Origin of the sequence: Comamonas testosteroni, from assembly GCF_030505195.1 — a bacterium.
Taxonomy (GTDB): Bacteria; Pseudomonadota; Gammaproteobacteria; order Burkholderiales; family Burkholderiaceae_C; genus Comamonas; species Comamonas testosteroni_G.
Genome location: NZ_CP129672.1, coordinates 1,837,495 through 1,859,641, shown reverse-complemented (window position 1 = coordinate 1,859,641; position 22,147 = coordinate 1,837,495). Strand labels below are relative to the sequence as shown.

Here is a 22,147-nt window from a genome sequence, read left to right as displayed (position 1 = left end):
TCTAATGCCTTCCCTGTTTCGACTGTTTGCTGCACTGCCTTTATGGCTATTGCATGGCCTTGGCGCTGCCATGGGTTGGGTGACCTGGGCGCTATCTCCCACCTATCGGCGCCGATTTGCAGCCAATGCCGCGCAGGCCGGCTATGGCTTTGCCCAGGTCAGGGCTGCGGTGGGGCATGCGGGGCGCATGGTGTTCGAGATGCCGCGCATCTGGCTGGGCCAGTTGCCGGACTGCGACATCGTCAATGGAGCCGTCGCCGAGCAGGCCTATGCGCGTGGCAAGGGCATTGTGTTTCTCACGCCACATCTGGGTTGCTTCGAGATGTCCGTGCAGGCCGCAGCGCGGCGCTGGTCGGATCGGCATGGCGCAATCACCGTGCTCTACCGCCCTGCACGCCAGGGCTGGCTGGCAGAAATTCTGGAAACCGCGCGCAATCGTCCTGGCGTTCACGCCGTTCCCACCACCCTGGCGGGCGTGCGCCAGATGATCAAGGCGCTGCGCCAGGGCGCGGCCGTGGGTCTGCTGCCCGATCAGGTGCCGCCCAATGGTCTGGGCATCTGGTCGCCTTTTTTCGGTCGTGATGCGTATACGATGACATTGGCAGCACGCCTGGTGCTGCAAACCGGGGCCACGGTGATCGTGGCCCGGTGCGAGCGCAAGTCCTGGGGGCGGGGCTACACGCTGTATCTAGAGGAATTGCCTGTGCCCGAATCTCAATCGCTGGAAGCCACCGTGGCGCTTATCAATCGCGCCATGGAAACCACCATTCGCCAGTCTCCGCAGCAATATCTGTGGGGCTATGGCCGCTACAAGCAGCCACGTGAAGACAAGCAACTCTCGGGGGAGAAGGCATGAGCGCCAGCAAGATCGCCATTGCCGGCATGCATGTGCTGGCCAAGCTGCCGCTGCCTGTGCTGCGTGGCCTAGGCAAGCTTGTGGGGCGTGTGCTGTTTGTGGTGGCGGGCCAACGCCGGCGCATTGCACTGCGCAACTTCGAGCTGTGCTTTCCCGATGTGCCTGAGGTGCAGCGCAAAGCTTGGGCGAAAGAGTCCTTTGAAGTCTTTTGCCAGACTTTTCTCGACAGAAGCTGGCTGTGGTTCGGCTCCGAGGAGCTGGTGCGCAGCCGTGTCAAATTGGTCGGGGCCACGCATGAGCTGGAGGGCGATACGCCTACCATCGTCTTCGCGCCGCATTTCTACAGCATGGATGCCGGTGGCCTGGCCCTGCCGCTCAATACCGAGCGCGAGTTCACCTCCATCTTTGCCACCAATCCCGATCCGGACCTGGATGCCTGGTTCATGAATGGCCGTCAGCGCTTTGGCAATGTGAAGATGCTCAACCGCGCCGATGGCGTCAAACCCATCATCCAGTGCCTGCGCAAGGGCGGGCTGCTGTATCTGCTGCCCGATATGGACTATGGCAAGAACGATTCGGTGTTCGTGCCTTTTTTTGCGGTGGAAAACACGGCCACGATTCCCTCGCTTTCGCGCTTTGCGCGCCTGGGCAAGGCTAAGGTGGTGGCGCTCTACAACCGTATGACGCCTGAAGGCTATGTCGCTGAGCTGACGCCGGCCTGGGAGAATTTCCCGACCGACGACCATGTTGCCGACACCGCCCGCATGAACCGCGAGCTGCAGGCCGCCATCATGACCATGGTTCCGCAGTATTACTGGGTGCACAAGCGCTTCAAGACCCGCCCGGATGGCGAGCCATCGCTGTATTCCAAAGAGTGAACATCAAAGCGGCTTGAGAGCCCGGGTGGAAAGAAGCCGGCCGCTTCCTTTTTCAGGAGCGACCTGGCATCAGAAGAAACTCGGCCAGGGCGCGCTGCACGGCCTCGGGCCTCTCATGGACCACCCAGTGGCTGCAGCCCTGGAGATGCTCTATCTCCAGCTGCGGCACCCATTGCTCCAGCCCATGCAGCAGAGCGGGCTGTAGTGCCAGGTCGCTGTCCCCCCAGAGAATGCGCACCGGCACAGGGATATGCAGCATTTCATCGGGAAGGCTGAGCTCGCGAATGTCCTGCAGTTCATCGGCGCTGCCGCCCGGACGGGGCGGCACCAGCGGGCTGGCTGCATAGAACATGCAGGCGCCGTGCACGCCCAGGTCCCAATGCTCGCGGTATTGCTGCTTGCGCTCGGGCGTCAGCCATGCGGGCATGCTGCCGTCGGGGTTCTGAAAAAATCCGAGCATGCGCTGCCAGCCGTTTTCGGCCAGCAGCTCGGGCGCGTCAGGTCGGCGCAGAAAGTGCATGTACTGGCTGGCGGACTGCTGCACAGGGTTGGACTGAAGTTCGCGCAAGAAGCTGCCGGGATGCGGGGAGTTGAGTATGAGCAGCCGCTCAAGCTGCTGGGGATAGCGGTTGGCCAGGCCCCAGGCCACGGCGCCACCCCAGTCATGGGCAATCACGCAGGCAGCGCGCTTGGCCGGGTTTTCCAGCGCAATCAGGGCGGCAAGATCTTCCACCAGGTATTTGGCGCGGTAGTCGCTGATGGCCGTGGGCTGGCTGGAGCGGCCATAGCCGCGCAGATTGGGCGCCACGCAGCGGTAGCGGCTGCCAAACTGCTCAAGCAGCCCATCCCAGATGAAGGCCCCTTCGGGAAAGCCGTGCAGAAACAGCAACAGGGGCTGACCCGGCTTGCCGCTGGTGCGGCATTCCAGTTCAACCCCTGTGGACAGGGTATGCATGCAAGTCGTGACCATGAAGCTCTCCTTTTTGTAGCTTCTGGCGCTTGCAAGATAAGCGCCTATGGCTGATTTTGCGCAGGAGTCTCGTCCGCGGGCGTCGCTTGGGTGACGGGAGCAGCCTGGGGCATTCCCGCCTGGGGCAAACCTGCCTGGGGCAATCCCTCGGGGTGGCACCAGTGCCACAGCAGTTGTGCCACATCGTCCACCCCCTGCTTTTTGAGGGCAGAGAACAGGCGCACCTCACCTCCGCCGGCATTGAGCTTGGTGATGGACAGAATCTTGGCTTGCTCGGCGCGGGTCAGCTTGTCGGCCTTGGTCAGCACGATGAGAAACTTCAGGCCTTGCTCCACGCGTGGGCGGATGGCATCCAGCAGGGCTTCGTCGAGTTCGGTCAGGCCCAGACGCGGGTCGCACAGCAGCACCACGGCGGACAGGCTTTCGCGGCTCATCAGATAGTTGAGCATGACGCGCTGCCAGCGCTCCTTGTCGGTGCGGGAGACGGCCGCGTAGCCATAGCCGGGCAAGTCGGCCAGCACGGCATCGGTCACGCCCTGCTTGCCCAGTGCAAACAGGTTGATGTGCTGGGTGCGGCCTGGCTTCTTGGAAGCGAAAGCCAGCTGCTTTTGCTGGGTCAGCGTATTGATGGCAGTGGATTTGCCGGCGTTGGAGCGACCGACGAAGGCAATCTCGGGAACGTCGACCTTGGGCAGCTGGTTGAGCTGGGCCGCGGTCGTGAAAAAACGTGCGGTGTGCATCCAGCCCATCGCAAGCTTGCTGTCGATCAAAGAAAGTGTTTTTCCGGCAGTGGTATCCGGGGAAGCATGGGTCATGACGGTAACTATTTCAGGGAGGCCCATTGTAGAATTTGACGGATTCGAGCTCTCAACAATAGACCCAGCCCCTTGATATGAAGTTGCTTGCCTCTTTGCTGACTGCTGCCATTTTCGCAGCACCTGCCTTCCCCGCATTTTCTGCGGGAGAAACACCTGTCAAGGCGGATGCTGCCAAAGGGCAAGCCAGTTATGGGGCGGTCTGCGCCGCCTGTCATGCCGCAGACGGCAATTCCACCATTCCCCTGCAGCCCAAGCTGGCAGGCCAGCACCCCGAGTATCTGGTCAAGCAGCTGCGCGAGTTCAAGGATGGCAAGCGCAACGACCCGGTGATGAAGGGCTTTGCCTCCACGCTCAGCGATGGCGACATGCAGAACATTGCGGCCTGGCTGCATACCCAGGCACCCAAGAACGGCTTCTCCAAGGACAAGGACTCCATCGCCCTGGGTGAGCGCATCTACCGCGGCGGCATTCAGGAGCGCCAGATTGCCGCCTGCGCGGGCTGCCACAGCCCCAACGGCTCCGGCATTCCGGCCCAGTACCCGCGTCTGTCGGGCCAGCATGCGGATTACACCGTGAAGTCGTTGACGGATTTTCGCGACGGCAAGCGCAGCAATAGCATTCCCATGGCCCAGGTTGCTGCCAAGCTTAATGATCGCGAAATCAAGGCCGTGGCAGACTATATAGCTGGCTTGCGTTAAAAATCCTTTTCACCAGATGCGCGGGTGACTTCGGGAACTTTCAGGCATCTGGCACCCCCCAAGTCAGGCGGGCCCATCGGCTAGTTCAGCAGATGGCCCGCCTTTTTGCGTTCGGCTCTATCTCATCCTCATGTCAGACCTTCCACTTCGCGATCGTGACTCCTCTCGCTCACAGGCAGTGCGCGCGACTCTGGAGTTGCTGGCCTCCATGCGCTTTGCGATTTCACTGCTCACGGTGATCTGCATCGCATCGGTCATCGGCACGGTGCTCAAGCAACATGAACCGCTGGTCAACTATGTCAACCAGTTCGGCCCTTTCTGGGCGCAGCTGTTTCTGGCGCTCAAGCTCAATGCGGTCTACAGCGCCTGGTGGTTTTTGCTGATTCTGGCGTTTCTGGTCATCAGCACCTCGCTGTGCGTGAGCCGCCATGCCCCCAAATATCTGGCCGACATCCGCAACTACAAGGAAAACCTGCGCGAACAAAGCCTCAAGGCTTTCCACCATCGCGCCGAGGCCGACGTGGCGGGCAGCACCGAAGAGGCGGCCCAGCGCATCGGCCGGCAACTGGCATCTGGCGGCTGGAAGGTCAAGTTGCAGCAGCGCGACACGGCGGCCGGGCCCGGCACCGGCTGGATGCTGGCGGCCAAGGCCGGCGCGGTCAACAAGCTGGGCTATATCGCCGCGCACTGTGCGATTGTGCTGATCTGCATTGGCGGGCTGTTTGACGGCGACCTCATCGTGAGGGCGCAGATGCTGCTGGGCGGAAAAACACCTTACACCGGCGGCGGCATGATCTCGGACGTGGCACCCGAGCACCGTCTGTCCGTCAAGAATCCGACCTTCCGCGGCAACCTCATGGTCTCCGAAGGTACGCAGTCCGGCACTGCCATCCTGAATCAATCGGATGGTATCCTGCTGCAAGATCTGCCATTTTCGGTGGAACTCAAGAAATTCATCGTGGAGTACTACTCCACCGGCATGCCCAAGCTGTTTGCCAGCGAGATCGTGATTCATGACCGCGCCACGGGCGAGAAGCTGGAAAAGCGCGTGGAAGTGAACCATCCGGCCAGCTACAAGGGCATCGAGATCTATCAGAGCAGCTTCGATGACGGCGGCTCCAGCGTCAAGCTGCATGCCGTGCCCATGGATGGCGTCTCCCAGCCCTTTGACGTGGAGGGCGTGATCGGCAACTCCACCGAGTTCGTGCGCAAGCTGGCCGATGGCCAACAGGACAAGGTGACGCTGGAGTACACGGCACTGCGCACCATCAATGTGGAGAACTTCGGCGGCCAGGACAAGGGCGGTGCCGGCACCGATGTGCGCAAGGTCGACCTGAAGCAGGCTATCGACGAGCGTCTGGGCGCTGCCCACAAGACCACGGACAAAAAGGATTTGCGCAATATAGGCCCCAGCGTGGGCTACAAGCTGCGCGATGCCTCGGGCCAGGCGCGCGAGTTCCAGAACTACATGCTGCCCGTGGACACGGGTGAGGGCCAGCCCGTCTTCCTGCTTGGCGTGCGTGAGAATCAGGCCGACCAGATGCGTTATCTGCGCGTGCCTGCCGATCCTGAAGGCACGATGAACACCTTCATGCAGCTGCGTCAGGCCATGCAGAGCAAGGCGCTGGCCGAAAAAGCAGCGCGTGCCTATGTGCAGCGTGCGGTCGATGTCTCCAAGCCCGAGCTGGCCGAGCCGCTGACGCAGTCCGCGCTCAAGGCGCTGGAGCTGTTTGCCGGCCAGGACGCCAAGCTCAAGGGCCCTGACGGTCGCCAGCTCGGTGGTTTGCAGGCGATATCGGACTTCATGGACAGCAATGTGCCCGAGGCCGAGCGCGAGCGCGCCGGCGAGGTGCTGGTGCGGATTCTGAACGGCGTGCTGTTCGAGCTGGCCCAGCAGGTGCGCCAGCAGGCGGGGCTCAAGCCTTTCGAGAACGACGAGAAGACCCAGGCCTTCATGACGCAATCGGTGTTCTCGCTCAGCGATGCGCAGTTCTACCCGGCGCCCGTGGTCTTCATGCTGCAGGACTTCAAGCAGGTGCAGGCCAGCGTGTTCCAGGTGGCGCGCGCTCCCGGTAAAAACATTGTTTACCTGGGTTGCCTCTTCCTGATCATCGGCGTTTTTGCCATGCTGTACGTGCGTGACCGCCGCATCTGGATCTGGCTGACCCCTGCGAATGGGGCCAGCCATGCGAACATGGCCTTGTCCACCAACCGCAAGACCATGGATGGCGACCGCGAGTTCGTCATGCTGGCCGACAAGCTGATCGGGGCCAAGCCCTTACAAAAGAAGACTCCCGGAGGTTCTGTATGAACACCGCAACCACGACATTGACTCTGAACGAAGGCTATTTCGCCCGCCGCAACTGGTTTGACTGGTTGTTCGCGGTCGTGGTGGCCGTGGGCCTGGGCTATGCGCTGCAGCGCTACGCCGCCTATATGGATGTGTATGAGAAGGGCATTTTGCTGGCGACCATCCCGGCCATGATCTGGATGGGCTGGTTCTGGCGTCCGCTGGCGGTGCTGATGCTGACCGTGGCCGGCTTCTCGCTGATGGCCATCGGCCTGTACCAGGGAGGGGATGGCGGGGAGCTGGCGCGATCGGAGAGCGTCTTCGGCCTGAAGTACTTCCTCTCCAGCCAGTCCGCCATCCTGTGGATGAGCATGGTGTTCTTCATCAGCACGGCTTTCTACTGGATAGGCGTGTTTGCCAAGGGCGAGCGCTCGGTCATGTCGCTGCTGGGCTCGCGCCTGGCGTGGCTGGCCGTGGCCATGGCGCTGATCGGCACCATGGTGCGCTGGTACGAGAGCTATCTGCTGGGCCCGGACATCGGCCATATCCCTGTCAGCAATCTCTACGAAGTGTTCGTCATGTTCTGCTGGATGACGTCCATCTTCTATCTGTACTACGAGCAGCACTACGACACGCGTGCCCTGGGCGGCTTTGTGATGCTGGTGGTCAGCGCGGCGGTGGGCTTTTTGCTCTGGTACACGCTGGTGCGCCAGGCCCATGAGATTCAGCCCCTGGTGCCAGCCCTCAAGAGCTGGTGGATGAAGCTGCATGTGCCCGCCAACTTCATCGGCTACGGCACGTTTGCGCTGTCGGCCATGGTGGCGTTTGCCTACCTGATCAAGCAGCAGGCCACCGAGACCAAATGGTACAAGCTTGCGCCGCTGTGGCTGCTGGGCGTGGTGCTGTGCTTCGAGCCCATCGTCTTTCGCAAGGGCGCGACCGAGAACGGCGGCAGCTACTGGATGGTTTACTTCGGCATCTCGGCGCTGATCGTGGCCGGCATCCTGCTCTCGCGCAAGCGCATTGCCGCACGCCTGCCCTCGTTCGAGATTCTGGACGACGTGATGTACAAGGCCATCGCCGTGGGCTTTGCCTTCTTCACTATCGCCACCGTGCTCGGCGCTCTGTGGGCGGCAGAGGCCTGGGGTGGTTACTGGAGCTGGGACCCCAAGGAAACCTGGGCGCTGATCGTCTGGCTCAACTACGCCGCCTGGCTGCATATGCGCCTGATGAAGGGCCTGCGCGGCACGGTGTCCGCCTGGTGGGCGCTGGCGGGTCTGGCCGTCACGACCTTTGCTTTCCTGGGCGTGAACATGTTTCTGTCGGGGCTGCACAGCTACGGCGAGCTGTAGGCTTCGCACCAGGCGCCCTAAAAAACAGGAGCTGCTTGCGCTGATTGAATAAGGATTTCAGGTTGAAAACAATCTGAAACCATTGATCATCAGGCGTAAACAGCTCCTTTTTTATTGAGGAGTTCGGAGGAACTTTGCTGACGCAGAGGGCTTCCAAATCGCACTACTCTTGATCGTCGTTTGGGAGCATTCCTATGCTGATACGTCACCGCAACCAAGGCTTTGAACATCCACTGAGCAGCGAGATCACGCCTCAGACCCAATACCTGCAGCGCCGGGATTTTCTGCAGACCCTGGCCATGGGGGTGGCTGGTGCCACCTTGGCCGGCTGGGCCGGCCGCGATGCATGGGCGGCGACCGAACGCGGCAGCCTGCCGTCTCTCAAGGGGCAGCCCAGCAAGCTTGCCGGCGCCATGACGGTGGAGGCCGCCACGGCCTACAAGGACGCCACAGGCTACAACAATTTCTACGAGTTCGGTCTGGACAAGGACGAGCCCGCTCGCAATGCGCACATGCTCAAGACCCGGCCCTGGACGGTACGCATCGAAGGCCTGGTGCAAAAGCCGCAGACCCTGGACATCGACAGCCTGCTCAAGCTCGCGCCCATGGAGGAGCGCATCTACCGCCTGCGCTGCGTGGAGGGTTGGTCCATGGTCATCCCCTGGGTCGGCTACTCGCTGTCCGAGCTGCTCAGGAAAGTGCAGCCGCTCTCAGGCGCCAAGTATGTGGAATTCGTCACCCTGGCCGACAAGGCCCAGATGCCCGGACTCAGAAGCGGCGTGCTGGACTGGCCCTATACCGAAGGCTTGCGGCTGGATGAGGCCATGCACCCGCTGACGCTGCTGGCCTTCGGCATGTATGGCGAGGTTCTGCCCAACCAGAATGGTGCGCCGCTGCGCCTGGTCGTGCCCTGGAAATATGGTTTCAAGAGCGCCAAGTCGTTGGTGGCGATCCGCCTGACCGACAAGGAGCCGGGCACGGCCTGGAACAAGGCGGCACGCAACGAGTACGGCTTTTATTCCAATGTGAATCCCGAGGTTGATCATCCACGCTGGAGCCAGGCCACCGAGCGGCGCATCGGTGAGGGCGGGCTGTTCGCCAAGCGCCGCAAGACTCTGCTGTTCAACGGCTATGGCGATCAGGTGGCGTCGCTGTATGCGGGCATGGACCTGAAGAAGTTCTACTGATGCAGGCCTGGTTGCTCAAGCCCTGGGCCAAGCCGCTGGTCTTCACGCTGTGCCTGCTGCCTTGCGCATGGCTGTTCTATGCGGCGTTTACCGACGGGCTGGGGGCCAATCCGGCCGAAGCCCTGCTGCGCAGCACGGGCGACTGGACCCTGCGCTTTCTCTGCATCGTGCTGGCGGTGACGCCGCTGCGCCAGTTCAGCGGCTGGAACCTGCTGGTGCGTTACCGGCGCATGCTGGGTCTGTACGTGTTCTTCTACGCCTGTCTGCACCTGCTTTGCTATGCCTGGTTCGACATGGGACTGGACTGGGGCGATATCCTGGCCGATATCCCCAAGCGTCCGTTCATTTTGGTGGGTTTCAGCACCTGGCTGCTGCTGCTGGTGCTGGCTGCCACCTCGCCAAAGTTCATGCTCAGGGCTCTGGGCGGCAAGCGCTGGCAATGGCTGCACCGCGCCGTCTATGTGGCGGTGCCGCTGGCCTTGCTGCATTTTTTCTGGATGCGTGCCGGCAAGAACAATTTTGCCGAGGTGGCTGTTTATGCAGCCATTCTCGGCAGCTTGCTTGGCTGGCGAGTGCTGCGCGCACTCAGAGGCAATCAACCGGCTACAGCGCGCAGGGGCGGACGTACCTGACGCGAGACCGGGTCGATCTCTGCTGAGGGCAACTGGTAAGCGCGCTGGTCGAACAGGTCGATTCCGCATTGCAGGCCTTCGAGCCAGTTGAACAGGTCGCCAATCGCCTGTTTGCCCATGATGGGCGCGCCATGCTGGGGCACGATCATGTCGATGGACAACTGTCGTGCCATCTGCACCCATAGCCTCAGAATCTTGTTGGAGACCATGTAGCGGCGGTGAAAGCCTTCCATGCGCGAGATATGGGGAGCGAGGTCGGTGACGGGCTTCTGCGCTTCTGCTCCGGTGGTCAGGGACACGCCCAGGTCGCCGGTGAACAGGATCTTGCTGATGGGGTCGTAGAAGTGAAAGTTCCCCTCGGCATGGAGAAAATGCGCCGGCAGCAGCACCAGCTCGCTGTGGCCCAGAGGCAGGCGTGCGCCCGAGTCAGGTACGCCGATGACGCGGTTTTCCGTTTTGCCCACCTTGGTGAAGTGTGGTGCAAAGCGCTCCCAGATGCGCGAGATGACCAGTTGTGCGCGGGTGCTGCTCATCCAGCGATCCAGCGAGGCAATGATGTCCGGGTCGGCATGCGAGGCAATCAGATAGGCGAGCTTTTGCGGCGGGAAATGCCGCGACATGCCCATGAACAGCTCGTTGAAAGCCAGGTTGCCACCGGGATCGATGATGGCGCCCGTGCCGTTGTCCACAATCAGGAACTGGTTGGCCTGAATGGCCTGACCGTCCTCCTCGATGAGGTCTGTGAACATCAGACAGACGTGGTTTTTGTCGCGATAGAGCTCAATGGACATGACAGTTTGTCAAAGGACAAGATGCCGTCACTCTAGAGAGTAAGCCTGGGCGCCATGTTGATGTGCATCAATCCTCAGGGCTTGGCATCGGTCCGGGGCATCTCGTCAGCCTCTGTCGGCGTGGCTTTCGTTGCGGGTGTTGCTGCGCTGGAAGGCTTGGTGGAAATGCCCAGTGTTTCGGGCAGCGTGGCGCGACCCTGCGCCGCAGGATCCGTAGGCAGATAGAGCGGGCCTTTTTGTCCGCAGGCGGAAATTGCTGCCAGGGACGCCGCACAAGCCGCAAGGGCAATGCTCCTGACTAAAATTTGGTTGGCTTTCAACATGGGCAAATTGTAATGACTGACCTTGAATATCTGGATCGCGCCGACCAACTTCTGCTGGCTGTGGAGCAATGCTGTGATCGCATCAATGACGAAACCGATGCCGACCTTGATGCCCAGCGCGTGGGCGGTATGGTGACTTTGGTGTTTGCCAATCGCAGCCAGATTGTCATCAACCAGCAAAAACCCCTGCATGAAATCTGGCTGGCGGCCAAGGCTGGCGGCTTTCACTATCGTTTTGACGAAGACAAGAAAGTCTGGCTGGACACCAAGGGTGCTGGCGAGTTCTTTGCCAATCTGACGCAATATGCGAGCGAGCAGTCGGGCATGGCTCTGGAGTTCAAGGCCCTGGCCTGAACATTCAGGGCGCTGGAATAAAAAAAGCCTGCCTCGACGAGAGGCAGGCTTTTTGCTTTGCGAGGGCTTAGTTTCTGAACAGGTCCAGAATGCGGCTGCGCTCCTCTGCGGCCGGCGGTTGGGTGGCCCCCGGGCCTGCGTTGCCAGGATCGGAGACGCCTTCCATGCCGAGGCTGGAGACGCCGCCGTTGCGTGCGTTTTCTTCGTAATACCAGTCGCCGCCCATATTGACCACGCCGGGCGGGGTCTGCACTTCGGCCACCGGCACACCCTTGAGTGCGTGCTGCATGAAATTGATCCAGATGGGCAGGCTCAGGCCGCCACCGGTTTCGCGCGAACCCAGATTGCGCGGGGTGTCGTAGCCAATCCAGGAGACTGCGGCAATGCTGGGCTGGTAACCGGCAAACCAGGCGTCCACCGAGTCATTGGTGGTGCCGGTCTTGCCATACAGGTCGGGGCGCTTGAGTGTGGCCTGGGCACGTGCAGCCGTGCCCACGCGCGCCACATCATTGAGCAAGGTGCCGGTGAGGAAAGCATTGCGCTCGGGGATGGCCTGGGGCAGCTCCTTCACCGCGGGGGGGGTGAACTCGGAGAGGATGCGACCCTTGTGGTCTGTCACGCGGGCAATCAGCCAGGGATTGATGCGGTGGCCGCCGTTGGCAAACACCGAATAGGCGCCCGCCATCTGCAGCGGCGTGACGGAGCCGGCGCCCAGGGCCATTGTCAGGTAGGCGGGCTGTTTGGCGGCGTCAAAGCCAAAGCGCGTCGCCCATTCCTGTCCGGTCTTCGGACCGATGGCCTGAAGCAACCGGATGGAGATCATGTTCTTGGACTTGTTCAAGCCCGTGCGCATGGTCATGGGGCCGTCGTAGCGGCCGTCGTAGTTCTTGGGCTCCCAGGGCTGGCCACCGGTGGTTGCTGCACTGAAGAAGATCGGTGCGTCGTTGATCATGGTGGAGGGCGAGAAGCCGTGCTCCAGCGCCGCCGAGTAGATGAAGGGCTTGAAGCTGGAGCCCGGCTGGCGCCAGGCCTGGGTCACGTGGTTGAACTTGTTCTTTTCGAAGTCGAAGCCTCCGATCAGCGCGCGGATGGCGCCGGTTTGCGTGGACATGGCCACAAAAGCGCCTTCGACTTCGGGCAGCTGGGTGATTTCCCAGGCACCCTTGGCGTTCTTGATGGCGCGGATCACGGCACCGGGGCGGATCTTGATATTGGGCGGAGCCTTGGGGCTGAGGCCGGATTCGGCGGGCTTGAGGTTGTCGCCCGTGATCTCGAAATGGGTACCGTCCGCACGGGCCGCGACGATCTTGCGAGGCGATGCTTCCAGCACCACGGCCGCAACCACATCGCCGTTGTCGGGATGGTTGGCCAGCGCATCGTCGATGGCGTCTTCCAGCTCCTGTGCGTTGCTGGGCAAAGTGATGAACTTCTCGGGGCCGCGGTACTTCTGGCGGCGTTCGTAGTTCATGATGCCTTCGCGCAAAGCCTTGTAGGCAGCCTCTTGTTCACCGGCATTGAGGGTGGTGTAGACGTTCAGGCCGCGGGTATAGGCGTCGCTGCCGTATTGGGCAAAGATCAGCTGACGGGCCATTTCAGCCACGTACTCTGCATGTACGCGGGTCGAATTGGCAGCAGTACGCAGCTTGAGCGGCTCTTCGCGGGCCTGCTTGGCCTGCTCGGCGGTGATGAAGCCGTTTTCCTCCATGCGCTCGATGATGTAGAGCTGACGAATGCGAGCGCGCTTGGGGTTGCTGATCGGGTTGTAGGCCGATGGAGCCTTGGGCAGGCCGGCCAGCATGGCGGCTTCGGCCACCGTGATGTCCTTGAGCGGATGGCCGAAATAGGCTTCACAGGCTGCTGCAAAGCCATAGGCACGGTTGCCAAGGAAAATCTGGTTCATGTAGATCTCGAGGATCTGCTCCTTGGTGAGCAAGTGCTCAAGCTTGAAGGTCAGCAGTATTTCGTAGATCTTGCGGGTATAGGTCTTCTCGGAAGAGAGGTAGACATTGCGCGCGACCTGCATGGTGATGGTGGAGGCACCCTGGCTCTTGACCTTGCCCAGGTTGGCCAGCGCAGCACGCAGCATGCCCTTGTAGTCCACGCCGCCATGCTCGAAGAAGCGGGTGTCTTCGATGGCCAGCACCGCATCCGTCATGACCTTGGGGATCTCGTTGATGGGCGTCAGGGTACGACGTTCCTCCCCAAATTCGCCCAGCAAAGCGCCTTCGCTGGAGTAGACCCGCAGCGGTAGCTTGGGGCGGTAGTCTGCAAGTTCGGAGACGTCTGGAAGATTGGGGTAAGCCATGGCCAGCGCCACGGCCACGGCCAGCAAAACGGCCAGGGCAGCGGCGACGGCAAGTCCGATCAGCCAGAAAATGGAACGCGGCAGCCAGTGCATGCGTTTTTTGGGAGTTTGAGACCCAGGCGCAGGTGCCTGGTGAGCAGAATGTTCTGATGGCGGCATTTCGCAGTATTGGCAAGGGGTAGGGCATTATAGAAATGCCGCCCGGAAAAGCATCGTGGCGGCAGGGTAGGGGCCGCGCTTTGATTGAATCCTAAATCACAGGGTAAGCACTAGTATGCGCAGGGGCTGAAGTTCTTGCAGTTTGACGTTACACAAGTTTGTGTTTTTTTGACCACGAAATACGGTGCAAAGCGCTGCAGCAAAGCATGTTCTGCTATAGCTTGCTGCTAGGATCCCGGGGTATTGCTGGCTTTTGTTTCCATTCTTACAAACCTGGGGGGGCATGTTGATTGCTCTGAGTTCTTTATTCAGCCGTCAGCCTGCGCCTTTGCTTGGCATTGATGTCAGCTCCTCCAGCGTGAAGCTGGTCGAGCTGGCCAAAAGCAAATCCGGCGAGTGGCAACTGGAGCGTTGTGCGATTGAGCCTCTTGAAAAAGGCTGGATTACCGACGGCAATATTGAGAAATTTGATGAGGTGGCGGAGGCTGTGCGCCGTCTGGTCAAGAAAAGCGGAACGCGTACAAAGCAGGTGGCCATGGCGCTGCCAGCCGCTGCTGTGATTACCAAGAAGATCACCTTGCCAGCCGGCTTGACCGAGCTGGAAATGGAAGTTCAGGTCGAGTCCGAAGCCAATCAATACATTCCGTTCTCGCTCGATGAGGTGAGCCTGGATTTTTGTGTCATAGGCCCGTCGGTGGCGTCGCCTGGCGATGTGGATGTGCTGATCGCTGCCTCGCGCAAGGAAAAAGTGCAGGACCGCCAGGGCCTGGCCGAGGCAGCCGGTCTCAAGCCCATCGTGATCGACATCGAGCCCTACGCCGCCCGAACGGCAGCAACGCGTCTGGTGTCGCGTTTGCCCAATGCCGGGCGTGACGCTGTCGTGGCGCTATTCGAAGTGGGAGCAATGACTACCAGCATGCAGGTGCTTCGCAATGACGAGGTGCTGTATGAGCGTGATCAGGCCTTTGGCGGTGCACAGCTCACCCAGCTGATTGCGCGCCAGTATGGTTTTTCTCCGGAAGAGGCAGAAGCCAAGAAGCGCAACGGCGAATTGCCAGACGACTATGCGGCTGGTGTGCTCAAGCCCTTCGTGCAAAGCCTGACCCAGGAAGTGGCGCGGGCGTTGCAGTTCTTCTTCACGAGTACTCCCTATAACCGCGTCGATCATGTTTTGCTGGCCGGTGGATCGTCGTCCTTGCCAGGGCTGGTGGATGCCGTCAGCCAGCAGACTGGATGTGCCTGCAGTCTTGCCAATCCTTTCGAGGGCATGGAAATTGGCAGCGGCGTGCGTCTGAAGAGGATGGCGCGTGAAGCGCCGTCCTATCTGACCTCTTGCGGCTTGGCCATGCGGAGGTTTCAAGAGTGATACTGATTAACCTTTTACCGCACCGCGAAGCAGCCAAAAAGCGCCGTAAAGAAGCGTTTCAGGTCAATATGGTGCTGGGCGCACTGGGTGGACTGCTGATCGCAGCACTGATTTACTGGTACTTCCAGATGATGATCGAGGGCCAGCAGAACAAGAACAATTTGCTGCGCTCCGAAATCACGGTCCTGGAAACACAGATCAAGGCAATCGAGGGGCTTGAGGCTGAAATCACCGCTCTGCGTGCACGACAGAAGGCGGTGGAGGATCTCCAGTCCGACCGCAATCTGCCGGTGTACATGCTCAATGAGCTGGTCAAGCAACTGCCGGACGGTGTCTACATCAGCAGCATCAAGCAAGAAGGCCTGTCTGTGACCATGCAGGGAACGGCGCAGTCGAATGAGCGTATTTCCGAGATGCTGCGCAATCTTACGGATGGCTCGCCCAGGTTCTCCAAGCCGGAGCTGATGGAAATTGTGGCCAAGACGGTTGATGTGACTGCCAAGGATAAGCGCCGTGCAGCTGCATTCACATTGCGCTTCAATCTGACCAGGGCCAGCGATGCGGAGAAAAATCTGCTTGCTGTGACCTCCCCTGTGAAGGCGCAGTAATGGCAAAAAAGAAGAAATCTCTGGACATCGACTTCGCTGCACTGCAAGAGAGAGTTCAGCGTCAATTCCGGAATCTGGATCCCAATGATCCTTCGGTCTGGCCTGCCTTGCCCAAGGCACTGCTGTATGTCGCAGTCGCAGTCGCGGTTGCTGCCTTGCTGTGGTTCGTCTTCCTGAAGGATTACGAGGCAGAGCTGGACGCCGAGCGTGCGACCGAGGTGACTCTGCGCGAAGACTACTCCAGGAAAATGATCAAGGCGGTGAGTCTGGATGGCTTGAAGAAGCAGCGCGAGCAGGTGCAGCAGTATGTGACGCAGCTGGAAAAGCAACTGCCCAGCAAAGCGGAGATGGCTGCTCTGCTTTCCGATATCAACCAGGCAGGCTTGGGACGTAGTCTGCAGTTTGAAGCATTCCGCCCTGGCGCCATGGTGGCCAAGGAGTACTACGCCGAGCTGCCAATCACCCTGAAGGTGACTGGGCGCTATCACGACATCGGTGCTTTTGCCTCGGATATCGCTTTCCTGTCCCGTATCGTGACCTTGAACAATCTGTCCATCACGCCGGGCGGCAAGGACACGGATGTGCTGTCCATGGATGCCACGGCACGGACATTCCGATATCTGGATGCGGACGAAGTCAAGGCGCAGCGCAACGCGGCCAAGGGGAAGAAATGAGCAGAGCATTCTTGAGCCCTGTCTGGCTGGTCCTGATGAGCAGTGCTTTGCTGGCGGGCTGCGCCTCCTCCGAGGAGGAGCAGCTGCGTGAGTGGATGGCCCAGGAGCGGGCCAATGCCAGGCCTCGCGTGACTCCTCTGGAGGAGCCCAAGCCTTTCAAACCCCAGGCCTACACAGGCGCTGATGGCATGGAGCCCTTCAATCCGCTCAAGCTGATCCAGGTGCTGCGCAAGGAGTCTGCGCAATCCAACATCAGCACGGCGTTGCTCACGCCAGAGCTGAGTCGCCGCAAGGAGCCGCTGGAGGCCGAGCCGCTGGACACCATGACCATGGTGGGCAGTCTCGACAAAAAGAACGTGCCCACGGCCTTGGTCAAAGTTGGCGGTCTGCTCTATCAGGTACGTGTTGGCAACTATCTGGGGCAGAACTACGGAAAGATCACCAAGATTACGGAAAACTCCATCCAGCTAAGAGAAATTATCCAGGATGGCGGTGGTGACTGGATTGAAAGAACAAGCACTTTGGAGTTGCAGGAGGTTGGCAAATGATGGGTATTAATCGCAGCACTATGGCGAAGGCCCGTTGGGGTCTGACCCTGAGCGGCCTTTTGCTTTCTTCGGCAGCTTGGGCGCAAGCCCGCATTGAGGCTGTTACAGGCGCTTTGCAGTCAGGCTCCGAGGTCGTCCGTGTTGAGATGTCCGAACCGCTGGCTGCAGATCCGACCGGATTCGTGGTTCAGTCTCCTGCGCGTATCGCTCTGGATTTTCCGGGGGTGAGCAATGGCTCAGGCAAGTCCTTGCTTGAATTCAATCAGGGCAATCTGCGTTCAGCAAATCTGGTGGAAGCATCGGGTCGCTCGCGTCTGGTGTTGAACCTGAGGACGGCTACGACCTATCGCTTGCAGCGCCAGGGCAAATCTTTGCTGATCTTGCTTGATCCCGCAGGTGCGGCGACAGCCGCTGCAGCTGCGGCTCCTGTCATGGCTCCGGTGTTCGAGAGCAAGACGGCAGCCTCTGATGCGGCTCCGATTCGCGGTATCGACTTTCGCCGTGGTAGCGATGGCTCCGGCCGGGTTGTCGTCAGCCTTGGCAGCAGCCAGGTTGGGGTGGATCTGCGGCAGGAGGGCAAGGGCCTGACGGTGGACTTCCTGCGCACAGCCCTGCCTGAAAATTTGCGCAAGAAGCTCGATGTGGGAGATTTCGGTACGCCTGTGCAAACGATCTCGACCACTCAGCAAGGTGATCGTGTTCGGATGCGCATTGACCCCGTGGGGGACTGGGAGCACAGCGCATACCAGAGCGACAATCAGTTCGTGGTGGAAGTGCGCCAGAAAAAGATCGACACCAGCAAGTTGACGCAAGGCCCGGGCTACAGCGGCGAAAAGCTGTCGCTCAATTTCCAGAATATTGAAGTGCGTTCTTTGCTGCAGGTCATCGCGGACTTCACCAACTTCAATATCGTCACCTCGGATACGGTGACAGGTGCCTTGACACTGCGTCTGAAGGATGTCCCTTGGGACCAGGCTCTTCAGATCATCATGGATGCCAAGGGGCTGGGTATGCGCAAGTCCGGCTCCGTGCTCTGGATCGCTCCCAAGGACGAGATTGACGCACGTACCAAGCGTGACTACGAAGCGGCCATGGAGATCCAGAAGCTGGAGCCTCTGCGCACGCAAGGCTTCCAGCTCAACTATGCGAAGGCGGCGGACATTCTGCAGCAGATCACGACTTCGACAGGCGGCGGTGGTGCAGGCGGCACAGGGTCCAGCACGCGCTTTCTGTCGTCGCGCGGCTCCGCCATTTCCGAGCCACGCACCAATCAGTTGTTTGTGACGGATACGCCGACCAAGCTGGAAGAAATGAAGGCTTTGCTGGCAACGCTGGATGTGCCGGTACGCCAGGTCATGATCGAGGCCCGCATTGTGGAGGCACGCGATACCTTTGGCCGTTCGTTGGGTGTGAAGTTTGGCGGAGGGGCTGTCGGCAGCAATGCCGCCATGACATCATCTCAGTTCCTGCCTAATAGCAGCTCGGGAACGAGCACCAGGTTCCCCAGTGGCAATTTCGTCAATTTGCCAGCCAGTGTTTCGGGGATCAACACGGTGGGGCAGGTCGCATTCTCTGTTTTCAATAGCTCGATGTCGCGTTTTCTGTCCCTGGAGCTGTCCGCTCTGGAAGCTGAAGGTGACGGCAAGATCATCTCCAACCCTCGGCTGGTGACCGCAGACCAGAACAAGGCCTTGATCGAGCAAGGCACGGAGTATCCTTATTCCGTCACGGCGCCGAACGGCGCCACGACGATTGCGTTCAAGAAGGCAGTGCTGAAGCTGGAAGTGACTCCGCAGATCACCCCTGAGGGCGACATCATTCTGGATCTGGATGTGAACAAGGACAGCCGCGGCGAGACCACGACTCAGGGCGTCGCCATTGATACCAAGCATGTCAAGACCCAGGTGCTGGTCGAAAATGGTGGCACCGTGGTGATTGGCGGTATCTTTGAGCTGGAGGAGACCAACCAGCTCAACAAGGTTCCGCTGTTTGGAGATCTGCCTGTGTTGGGGCATTTGTTCCGTAGCAATACGAAGGCTTCGAGCAAGCGTGAAATGCTGGTTTTCATCACTCCCAAGATGCTGAGCCAGACGCGCAGCAGCAAATAACTGTTATCAGTTTTTACATAGGGCCCGCATGAGTTGATGCGGGCCTTTTCATTTGTAATATCTGTGAGCTGCGAGAATCATGGGCTGGCCAGATTGGCGGATGACGGTAACGCGATGACTGTTCTAAAGAAATTTCATATTGCCCTTGTGGGCTTGCCAGGCTCCGGCAAATCCACCATCGGACGCTATTTGGCCAAGCGTTGGTCTATGCCTTTTGTGGATGTGGATGTGGCCATCGAAGAGCATATCGGCTGCACGATCCGCGATTTTTTTGCCAAGGAAGGCGAGCCCAGATTCAGGGATGTAGAGCAGGAGGTGCTGGCAGCGCTGCTGGCGCGACCTGAGAAAACGGTGGTTGCCACAGGTGGCGGTGCCGTGCTGAAGGCTGAAAACCGGCAAGAGCTGACCGAGCATGCACAGGTGGTCTATCTGAGTGCATCACCGCATGAAATTGCCAAGCGCCTGCAGCGGGATACGCAGCGTCCCTTGCTGCAGGTGGACAATCCATTGCAGCGCTTGCTGGATTTGCATGCCATCAGAGATCCGCTCTACAAGGAAGTGGCGGATTTTGTGGTGGCGGGCAGCGGCCTGTCTGCTGCGCAGGTGGCTCAGCGAGTGGCCATGCAGATTGAACTCGGTCAGCATTCCTGATTGCGCTGAAAAGCTTGCTGGTCAATACACTGCGTGTGGTTCCTGCTATGTATTTTGAGAGAGGTTGAACGTGGAAACGGTGCATATTGATCTGGGAGAGCGCAGCTACCCCATCGTGATTGCAGAAGGCTTGCTGGCCCAGAGCTCCACTTGGCAGGCATTGCCCAAGGCGGCGGCGGCTCTGGTCGTGACGAATGATGTCGTGGCTCCGCTTTATCTGTCTGCGCTCAAGCAGGCCTTGAGCAGCCAATACGCCCAGGTTCACGAGGTGGTGCTGCCCGATGGTGAAGCGCATAAAGACTGGCAGACCCTGAACCTGATCTTTGACGCCCTGCTGCAGCATGGATGTGACCGCAAGACGGTGCTGTTTGCGCTGGGCGGCGGCGTGGTGGGCGATATGACGGGCTTTGCTGCCGCCAGCTATATGCGTGGCGTGCCTTTTGTGCAGGTGCCGACCACGCTGCTGTCCCAGGTCGATTCCTCGGTGGGGGGCAAGACGGCCATCAACCACCCGCTAGGCAAGAACATGATTGGGGCCTTCTATCAGCCGCAACTGGTGCTCTGCGATCTGGCTACGCTCGATACCCTGCCCGAGCGCGAGTTGAGCGCAGGTCTGGGGGAAATCATCAAATACGGCCCTATTGCCGATATGCAGTTCTTTGACTGGCTTGAGCAGAACATGGATGGCCTGCTGCGCCGCGATCGCGACTTGCTCGCCCATGCCGTCAAGCGAAGTGTTGAGATCAAGGCCTGGGTCGTTGGGCAAGACGAGAAGGAAGCGGGTCTTCGCGCGATTCTCAATTTTGGTCATACCTTTGGTCATGCGATCGAGGCCGGCATGGGCTACGGCAACTGGCTGCACGGTGAGGGTGTGGCGGCAGGCATGGTGATGGCAGCTGAGCTGTCCCAACGTCTTGGCCTGGTGGAGGCGAGCTTTGTCTCGCGCCTGCGCAAGCTGATTGAGCGAGCGGGCTTGCCGGTGCGCGCAGCGGTCATCGATGCCCATGACAATGCGGCTCGCTATCTGGAGCTGATGCGGGTCGACAAGAAATCCGAAGCCGGTGAAATCCGCTTTGTGCTGATCGATGGTCCCGGCAAGGCGGTGATGAGGTCGGCGCCCGACGCGCTGGTGCGTGAAGTGATAGGCAGTTGCTGCGCTTGATGGATGGCGCTATGTGAGCAGACCCTGGGGGCGGCAAGCCCATAGCTGTTAGAGTCATTGCATTGAGTTGTTGAGGCGATTTGCATGACCGCTCTGGCTTCCTACGCCTGCCATCCCCAGCAAAGCCGCGGACGTCGCTTTGCTGAGCCCCCGGCTCCCACGCGCAGCGACTTTCAGCGCGATCGGGATCGCATTGTTCACTCCTCTGCCTTCAGGAGGTTGGTTTACAAGACCCAGGTTTTTGTGAACCATGAGGGCGATCTGTTCCGAACCCGGCTCACGCATTCTCTGGAAGTGGCGCAACTGGGACGCTCCATCGCGCGTTCTTTGCGGCTGGATGAAGACCTGGTTGAAGCCATCTGTCTGGCGCATGATCTGGGACACACACCTTTTGGACATGCGGGGCAAGACGCACTCAATGAGTGCATGAAGCCCCATGGCGGTTTTGAGCACAATCTCCAAAGTCTGCGTGTCGTGGATAGGTTGGAGGAGCGTTATCCTGCCTTTGACGGTCTGAACCTGACTTTTGAAACGCGCGAAGGAATTCTCAAGCATTGCTCGCTCAGCAATGCGCAATTGCTGAATGCACGGGAGCCCGGCGGCGTGGCTCGGCGTTTTCTGGATGGCACTCAGCCTTCTCTGGAAGCTCAGCTATGCAATCTGGCGGATGCGATTGCCTATAACGCCCATGATGTGGACGACGGCGTTCGATCGGGTTTGATCACCATGGCCCAGTTGCGTGAAGCCGTGCCTTTGTTTGCCCGCTATCACGCCTCGACATTGGCGGATTGGCCCGATCTGGCTTTGCCGGATGCTCAGCGCAAGCTGCTCTATGAGAGCATTCGCCGCATGCTCAGTGACCAGGTCTATGACGTCATCCATCACTCACAGGCCGGTATTGAGCAGGCGGCCGTGAGCTCGGTGCAGGAGGTTCGTCAGCATGGCCGGACGTTGATCGGTTTCAGCGAAGAGATGAAAGCGCAGTCCCTGGTGCTCAAGCAGTTCTTATTCAGGCAGCTCTATCGGCACCCTCAAGTCATGCAGACCATGAACAGTGCCCAGCAAGTTGTGAAAGAGCTGTTTGCCGCTTATATGGTGGAGCCTGAGCGTATGAAGCCGCGCTTTGTTCAGCGTGCCCATATCGCCACTACCCTGCATGAACGTGCGCGAGTGGTGGCAGACTTTATTGCGGGTATGACGGATCGTTATGCGGCGCGTGAGCATGAGCGCATTACCGGGCTTAGGCTGCTGGGCGAGGCCTGAGGGACGCTTGCCAACGGTCTTGCTGCCAGTGGCGAGCATGGCACAGGCCGGATCGCTAAAATAGCGGCGCTGTGTATCTAGAGCCGGAGTATTTCCCGCCCAGTGCGCATTCTTTGGGGGCGATGGCCCCCGTTTGCATTTTGGAGGGCCTTGT

At 59.9% G+C, this 22,147-nt stretch carries 21 protein-coding genes; 16 read left to right on the top strand and 5 right to left on the bottom strand.

The window, feature by feature from the left end:
- Positions 1 to 4: 4 nt before the first annotated feature.
- The gene (locus QYQ99_RS08580) at positions 5 to 856 is read left to right on the top strand and encodes a lysophospholipid acyltransferase family protein (RefSeq protein ID WP_302092264.1); all 852 of its coding nucleotides are present in this window, start codon (positions 5 to 7) and stop codon (positions 854 to 856) included.
- Entirely contained in the window at positions 853 to 1,734 is an 882-nt protein-coding gene (locus tag QYQ99_RS08575) for a lysophospholipid acyltransferase family protein (protein ID WP_302092263.1), read from the top strand. The genes QYQ99_RS08580 and QYQ99_RS08575 overlap by 4 nt, the downstream gene beginning before the upstream one ends.
- 52 nt (positions 1,735 to 1,786) lie before the next feature.
- Here the strand turns inward: QYQ99_RS08575 and QYQ99_RS08570 are convergent, their stop codons facing one another.
- Both QYQ99_RS08570 and yihA read right to left on the bottom strand, forming a co-directional pair.
- Entirely contained in the window at positions 1,787 to 2,704 is a 918-nt protein-coding gene (locus QYQ99_RS08570) for an alpha/beta fold hydrolase (protein ID WP_302092262.1), read from the bottom strand.
- A 44-nt stretch (positions 2,705 to 2,748) separates the two neighbouring features.
- The gene (gene yihA / locus QYQ99_RS08565; RefSeq protein ID WP_042437473.1) at positions 2,749 to 3,519 is read right to left on the bottom strand and encodes a ribosome biogenesis GTP-binding protein YihA/YsxC; all 771 of its coding nucleotides are present in this window, start codon (positions 3,517 to 3,519) and stop codon (positions 2,749 to 2,751) included.
- Between the two features lie 77 nt (positions 3,520 to 3,596).
- On the opposite strand from yihA, the gene QYQ99_RS08560 reads away from it, so the two are divergent.
- From QYQ99_RS08560 to QYQ99_RS08540, 5 genes are all read left to right on the top strand, one after another.
- Positions 3,597 to 4,220, top strand: a complete 624-nt coding sequence (locus QYQ99_RS08560; RefSeq protein WP_003058744.1) for a c-type cytochrome — start codon at positions 3,597 to 3,599, stop codon at positions 4,218 to 4,220.
- A 130-nt stretch (positions 4,221 to 4,350) separates the two neighbouring features.
- Positions 4,351 to 6,531 (top strand): cytochrome c biogenesis protein ResB, encoded by a 2,181-nt coding sequence (locus QYQ99_RS08555; RefSeq protein WP_302092261.1) that lies wholly within the window; start codon positions 4,351 to 4,353, stop codon positions 6,529 to 6,531.
- Positions 6,528 to 7,862, top strand: a complete 1,335-nt coding sequence (ccsB, locus tag QYQ99_RS08550; protein WP_302092260.1) for a c-type cytochrome biogenesis protein CcsB — start codon at positions 6,528 to 6,530, stop codon at positions 7,860 to 7,862. The genes QYQ99_RS08555 and ccsB overlap by 4 nt, the downstream gene beginning before the upstream one ends.
- 194 nt (positions 7,863 to 8,056) lie before the next feature.
- A complete protein-coding gene (gene msrP, locus QYQ99_RS08545) occupies positions 8,057 to 9,049 on the top strand; it encodes a protein-methionine-sulfoxide reductase catalytic subunit MsrP (protein ID WP_302092259.1) in 993 nt (330 codons plus the stop codon).
- Positions 9,049 to 9,681 (top strand): sulfite oxidase heme-binding subunit YedZ, encoded by a 633-nt coding sequence (locus tag QYQ99_RS08540; RefSeq protein WP_302092258.1) that lies wholly within the window; start codon positions 9,049 to 9,051, stop codon positions 9,679 to 9,681. The genes msrP and QYQ99_RS08540 overlap by 1 nt, the downstream gene beginning before the upstream one ends.
- Here QYQ99_RS08540 and QYQ99_RS08535 read toward each other — a convergent pair.
- Both QYQ99_RS08535 and lptM read right to left on the bottom strand, forming a co-directional pair.
- Positions 9,645 to 10,472, bottom strand: coding sequence for an MBL fold metallo-hydrolase (locus tag QYQ99_RS08535; protein WP_302092257.1), 828 nt, complete (start codon positions 10,470 to 10,472; stop codon positions 9,645 to 9,647). The two genes, QYQ99_RS08540 and QYQ99_RS08535, sit on opposite strands and share 37 nt — an antisense overlap.
- Before the next feature lie 74 nt (positions 10,473 to 10,546).
- Positions 10,547 to 10,795, bottom strand: coding sequence for an LPS translocon maturation chaperone LptM (lptM, locus tag QYQ99_RS08530; protein ID WP_302092256.1), 249 nt, complete (start codon positions 10,793 to 10,795; stop codon positions 10,547 to 10,549).
- Between the two features lie 12 nt (positions 10,796 to 10,807).
- Here lptM and cyaY point away from each other — a divergent pair, with 12 nt between their 5' ends.
- Positions 10,808 to 11,149, top strand: coding sequence for an iron donor protein CyaY (gene cyaY / locus QYQ99_RS08525; RefSeq protein WP_003061987.1), 342 nt, complete (start codon positions 10,808 to 10,810; stop codon positions 11,147 to 11,149).
- A gap of 67 nt (positions 11,150 to 11,216) precedes the next feature.
- On the opposite strand, the gene QYQ99_RS08520 is transcribed toward cyaY, so the two are convergent.
- Positions 11,217 to 13,547: a penicillin-binding protein 1A gene (locus QYQ99_RS08520; RefSeq protein WP_302092255.1), complete on the bottom strand. Its 2,331-nt coding sequence runs from the start codon at positions 13,545 to 13,547 to the stop codon at positions 11,217 to 11,219.
- Positions 13,548 to 13,896: 349 nt separating this feature from the next.
- On the opposite strand from QYQ99_RS08520, the gene QYQ99_RS08515 reads away from it, so the two are divergent.
- The 8 genes from QYQ99_RS08515 to QYQ99_RS08480 all read left to right on the top strand — a co-directional run bounded on the left by QYQ99_RS08515 (position 13,897) and on the right by QYQ99_RS08480 (position 21,993).
- A complete protein-coding gene (locus tag QYQ99_RS08515) occupies positions 13,897 to 14,979 on the top strand; it encodes a pilus assembly protein PilM (RefSeq protein ID WP_302092254.1) in 1,083 nt (360 codons plus the stop codon).
- Entirely contained in the window at positions 14,976 to 15,587 is a 612-nt protein-coding gene (locus QYQ99_RS08510; protein ID WP_302092253.1) for a PilN domain-containing protein, read from the top strand. Before QYQ99_RS08515 ends, QYQ99_RS08510 begins: the two co-directional genes overlap by 4 nt.
- Positions 15,587 to 16,261 carry a type 4a pilus biogenesis protein PilO gene (locus tag QYQ99_RS08505; RefSeq protein ID WP_302092252.1) on the top strand — a complete coding sequence of 225 codons (675 nt, stop codon included), beginning with the start codon at positions 15,587 to 15,589 and terminating at the stop codon, positions 16,259 to 16,261. The genes QYQ99_RS08510 and QYQ99_RS08505 overlap by 1 nt, the downstream gene beginning before the upstream one ends.
- Positions 16,258 to 16,809, top strand: a complete 552-nt coding sequence (locus QYQ99_RS08500; RefSeq protein WP_302092251.1) for a pilus assembly protein PilP — start codon at positions 16,258 to 16,260, stop codon at positions 16,807 to 16,809. The genes QYQ99_RS08505 and QYQ99_RS08500 overlap by 4 nt, the downstream gene beginning before the upstream one ends.
- Positions 16,806 to 18,917: a type IV pilus secretin PilQ gene (gene pilQ, locus QYQ99_RS08495; protein WP_302092250.1), complete on the top strand. Its 2,112-nt coding sequence runs from the start codon at positions 16,806 to 16,808 to the stop codon at positions 18,915 to 18,917. Before QYQ99_RS08500 ends, pilQ begins: the two co-directional genes overlap by 4 nt.
- Positions 18,918 to 19,031: 114 nt before the next feature.
- Positions 19,032 to 19,568 (top strand): shikimate kinase, encoded by a 537-nt coding sequence (locus QYQ99_RS08490; RefSeq protein WP_302093140.1) that lies wholly within the window; start codon positions 19,032 to 19,034, stop codon positions 19,566 to 19,568.
- Between the two features lie 64 nt (positions 19,569 to 19,632).
- Positions 19,633 to 20,730 carry a 3-dehydroquinate synthase gene (gene aroB / locus QYQ99_RS08485; protein WP_302092249.1) on the top strand — a complete coding sequence of 366 codons (1,098 nt, stop codon included), beginning with the start codon at positions 19,633 to 19,635 and terminating at the stop codon, positions 20,728 to 20,730.
- An 84-nt stretch (positions 20,731 to 20,814) separates the two neighbouring features.
- Positions 20,815 to 21,993 (top strand): deoxyguanosinetriphosphate triphosphohydrolase, encoded by a 1,179-nt coding sequence (locus tag QYQ99_RS08480; protein ID WP_302092248.1) that lies wholly within the window; start codon positions 20,815 to 20,817, stop codon positions 21,991 to 21,993.
- The last annotated feature ends 154 nt before the right edge of the window (positions 21,994 to 22,147 follow it).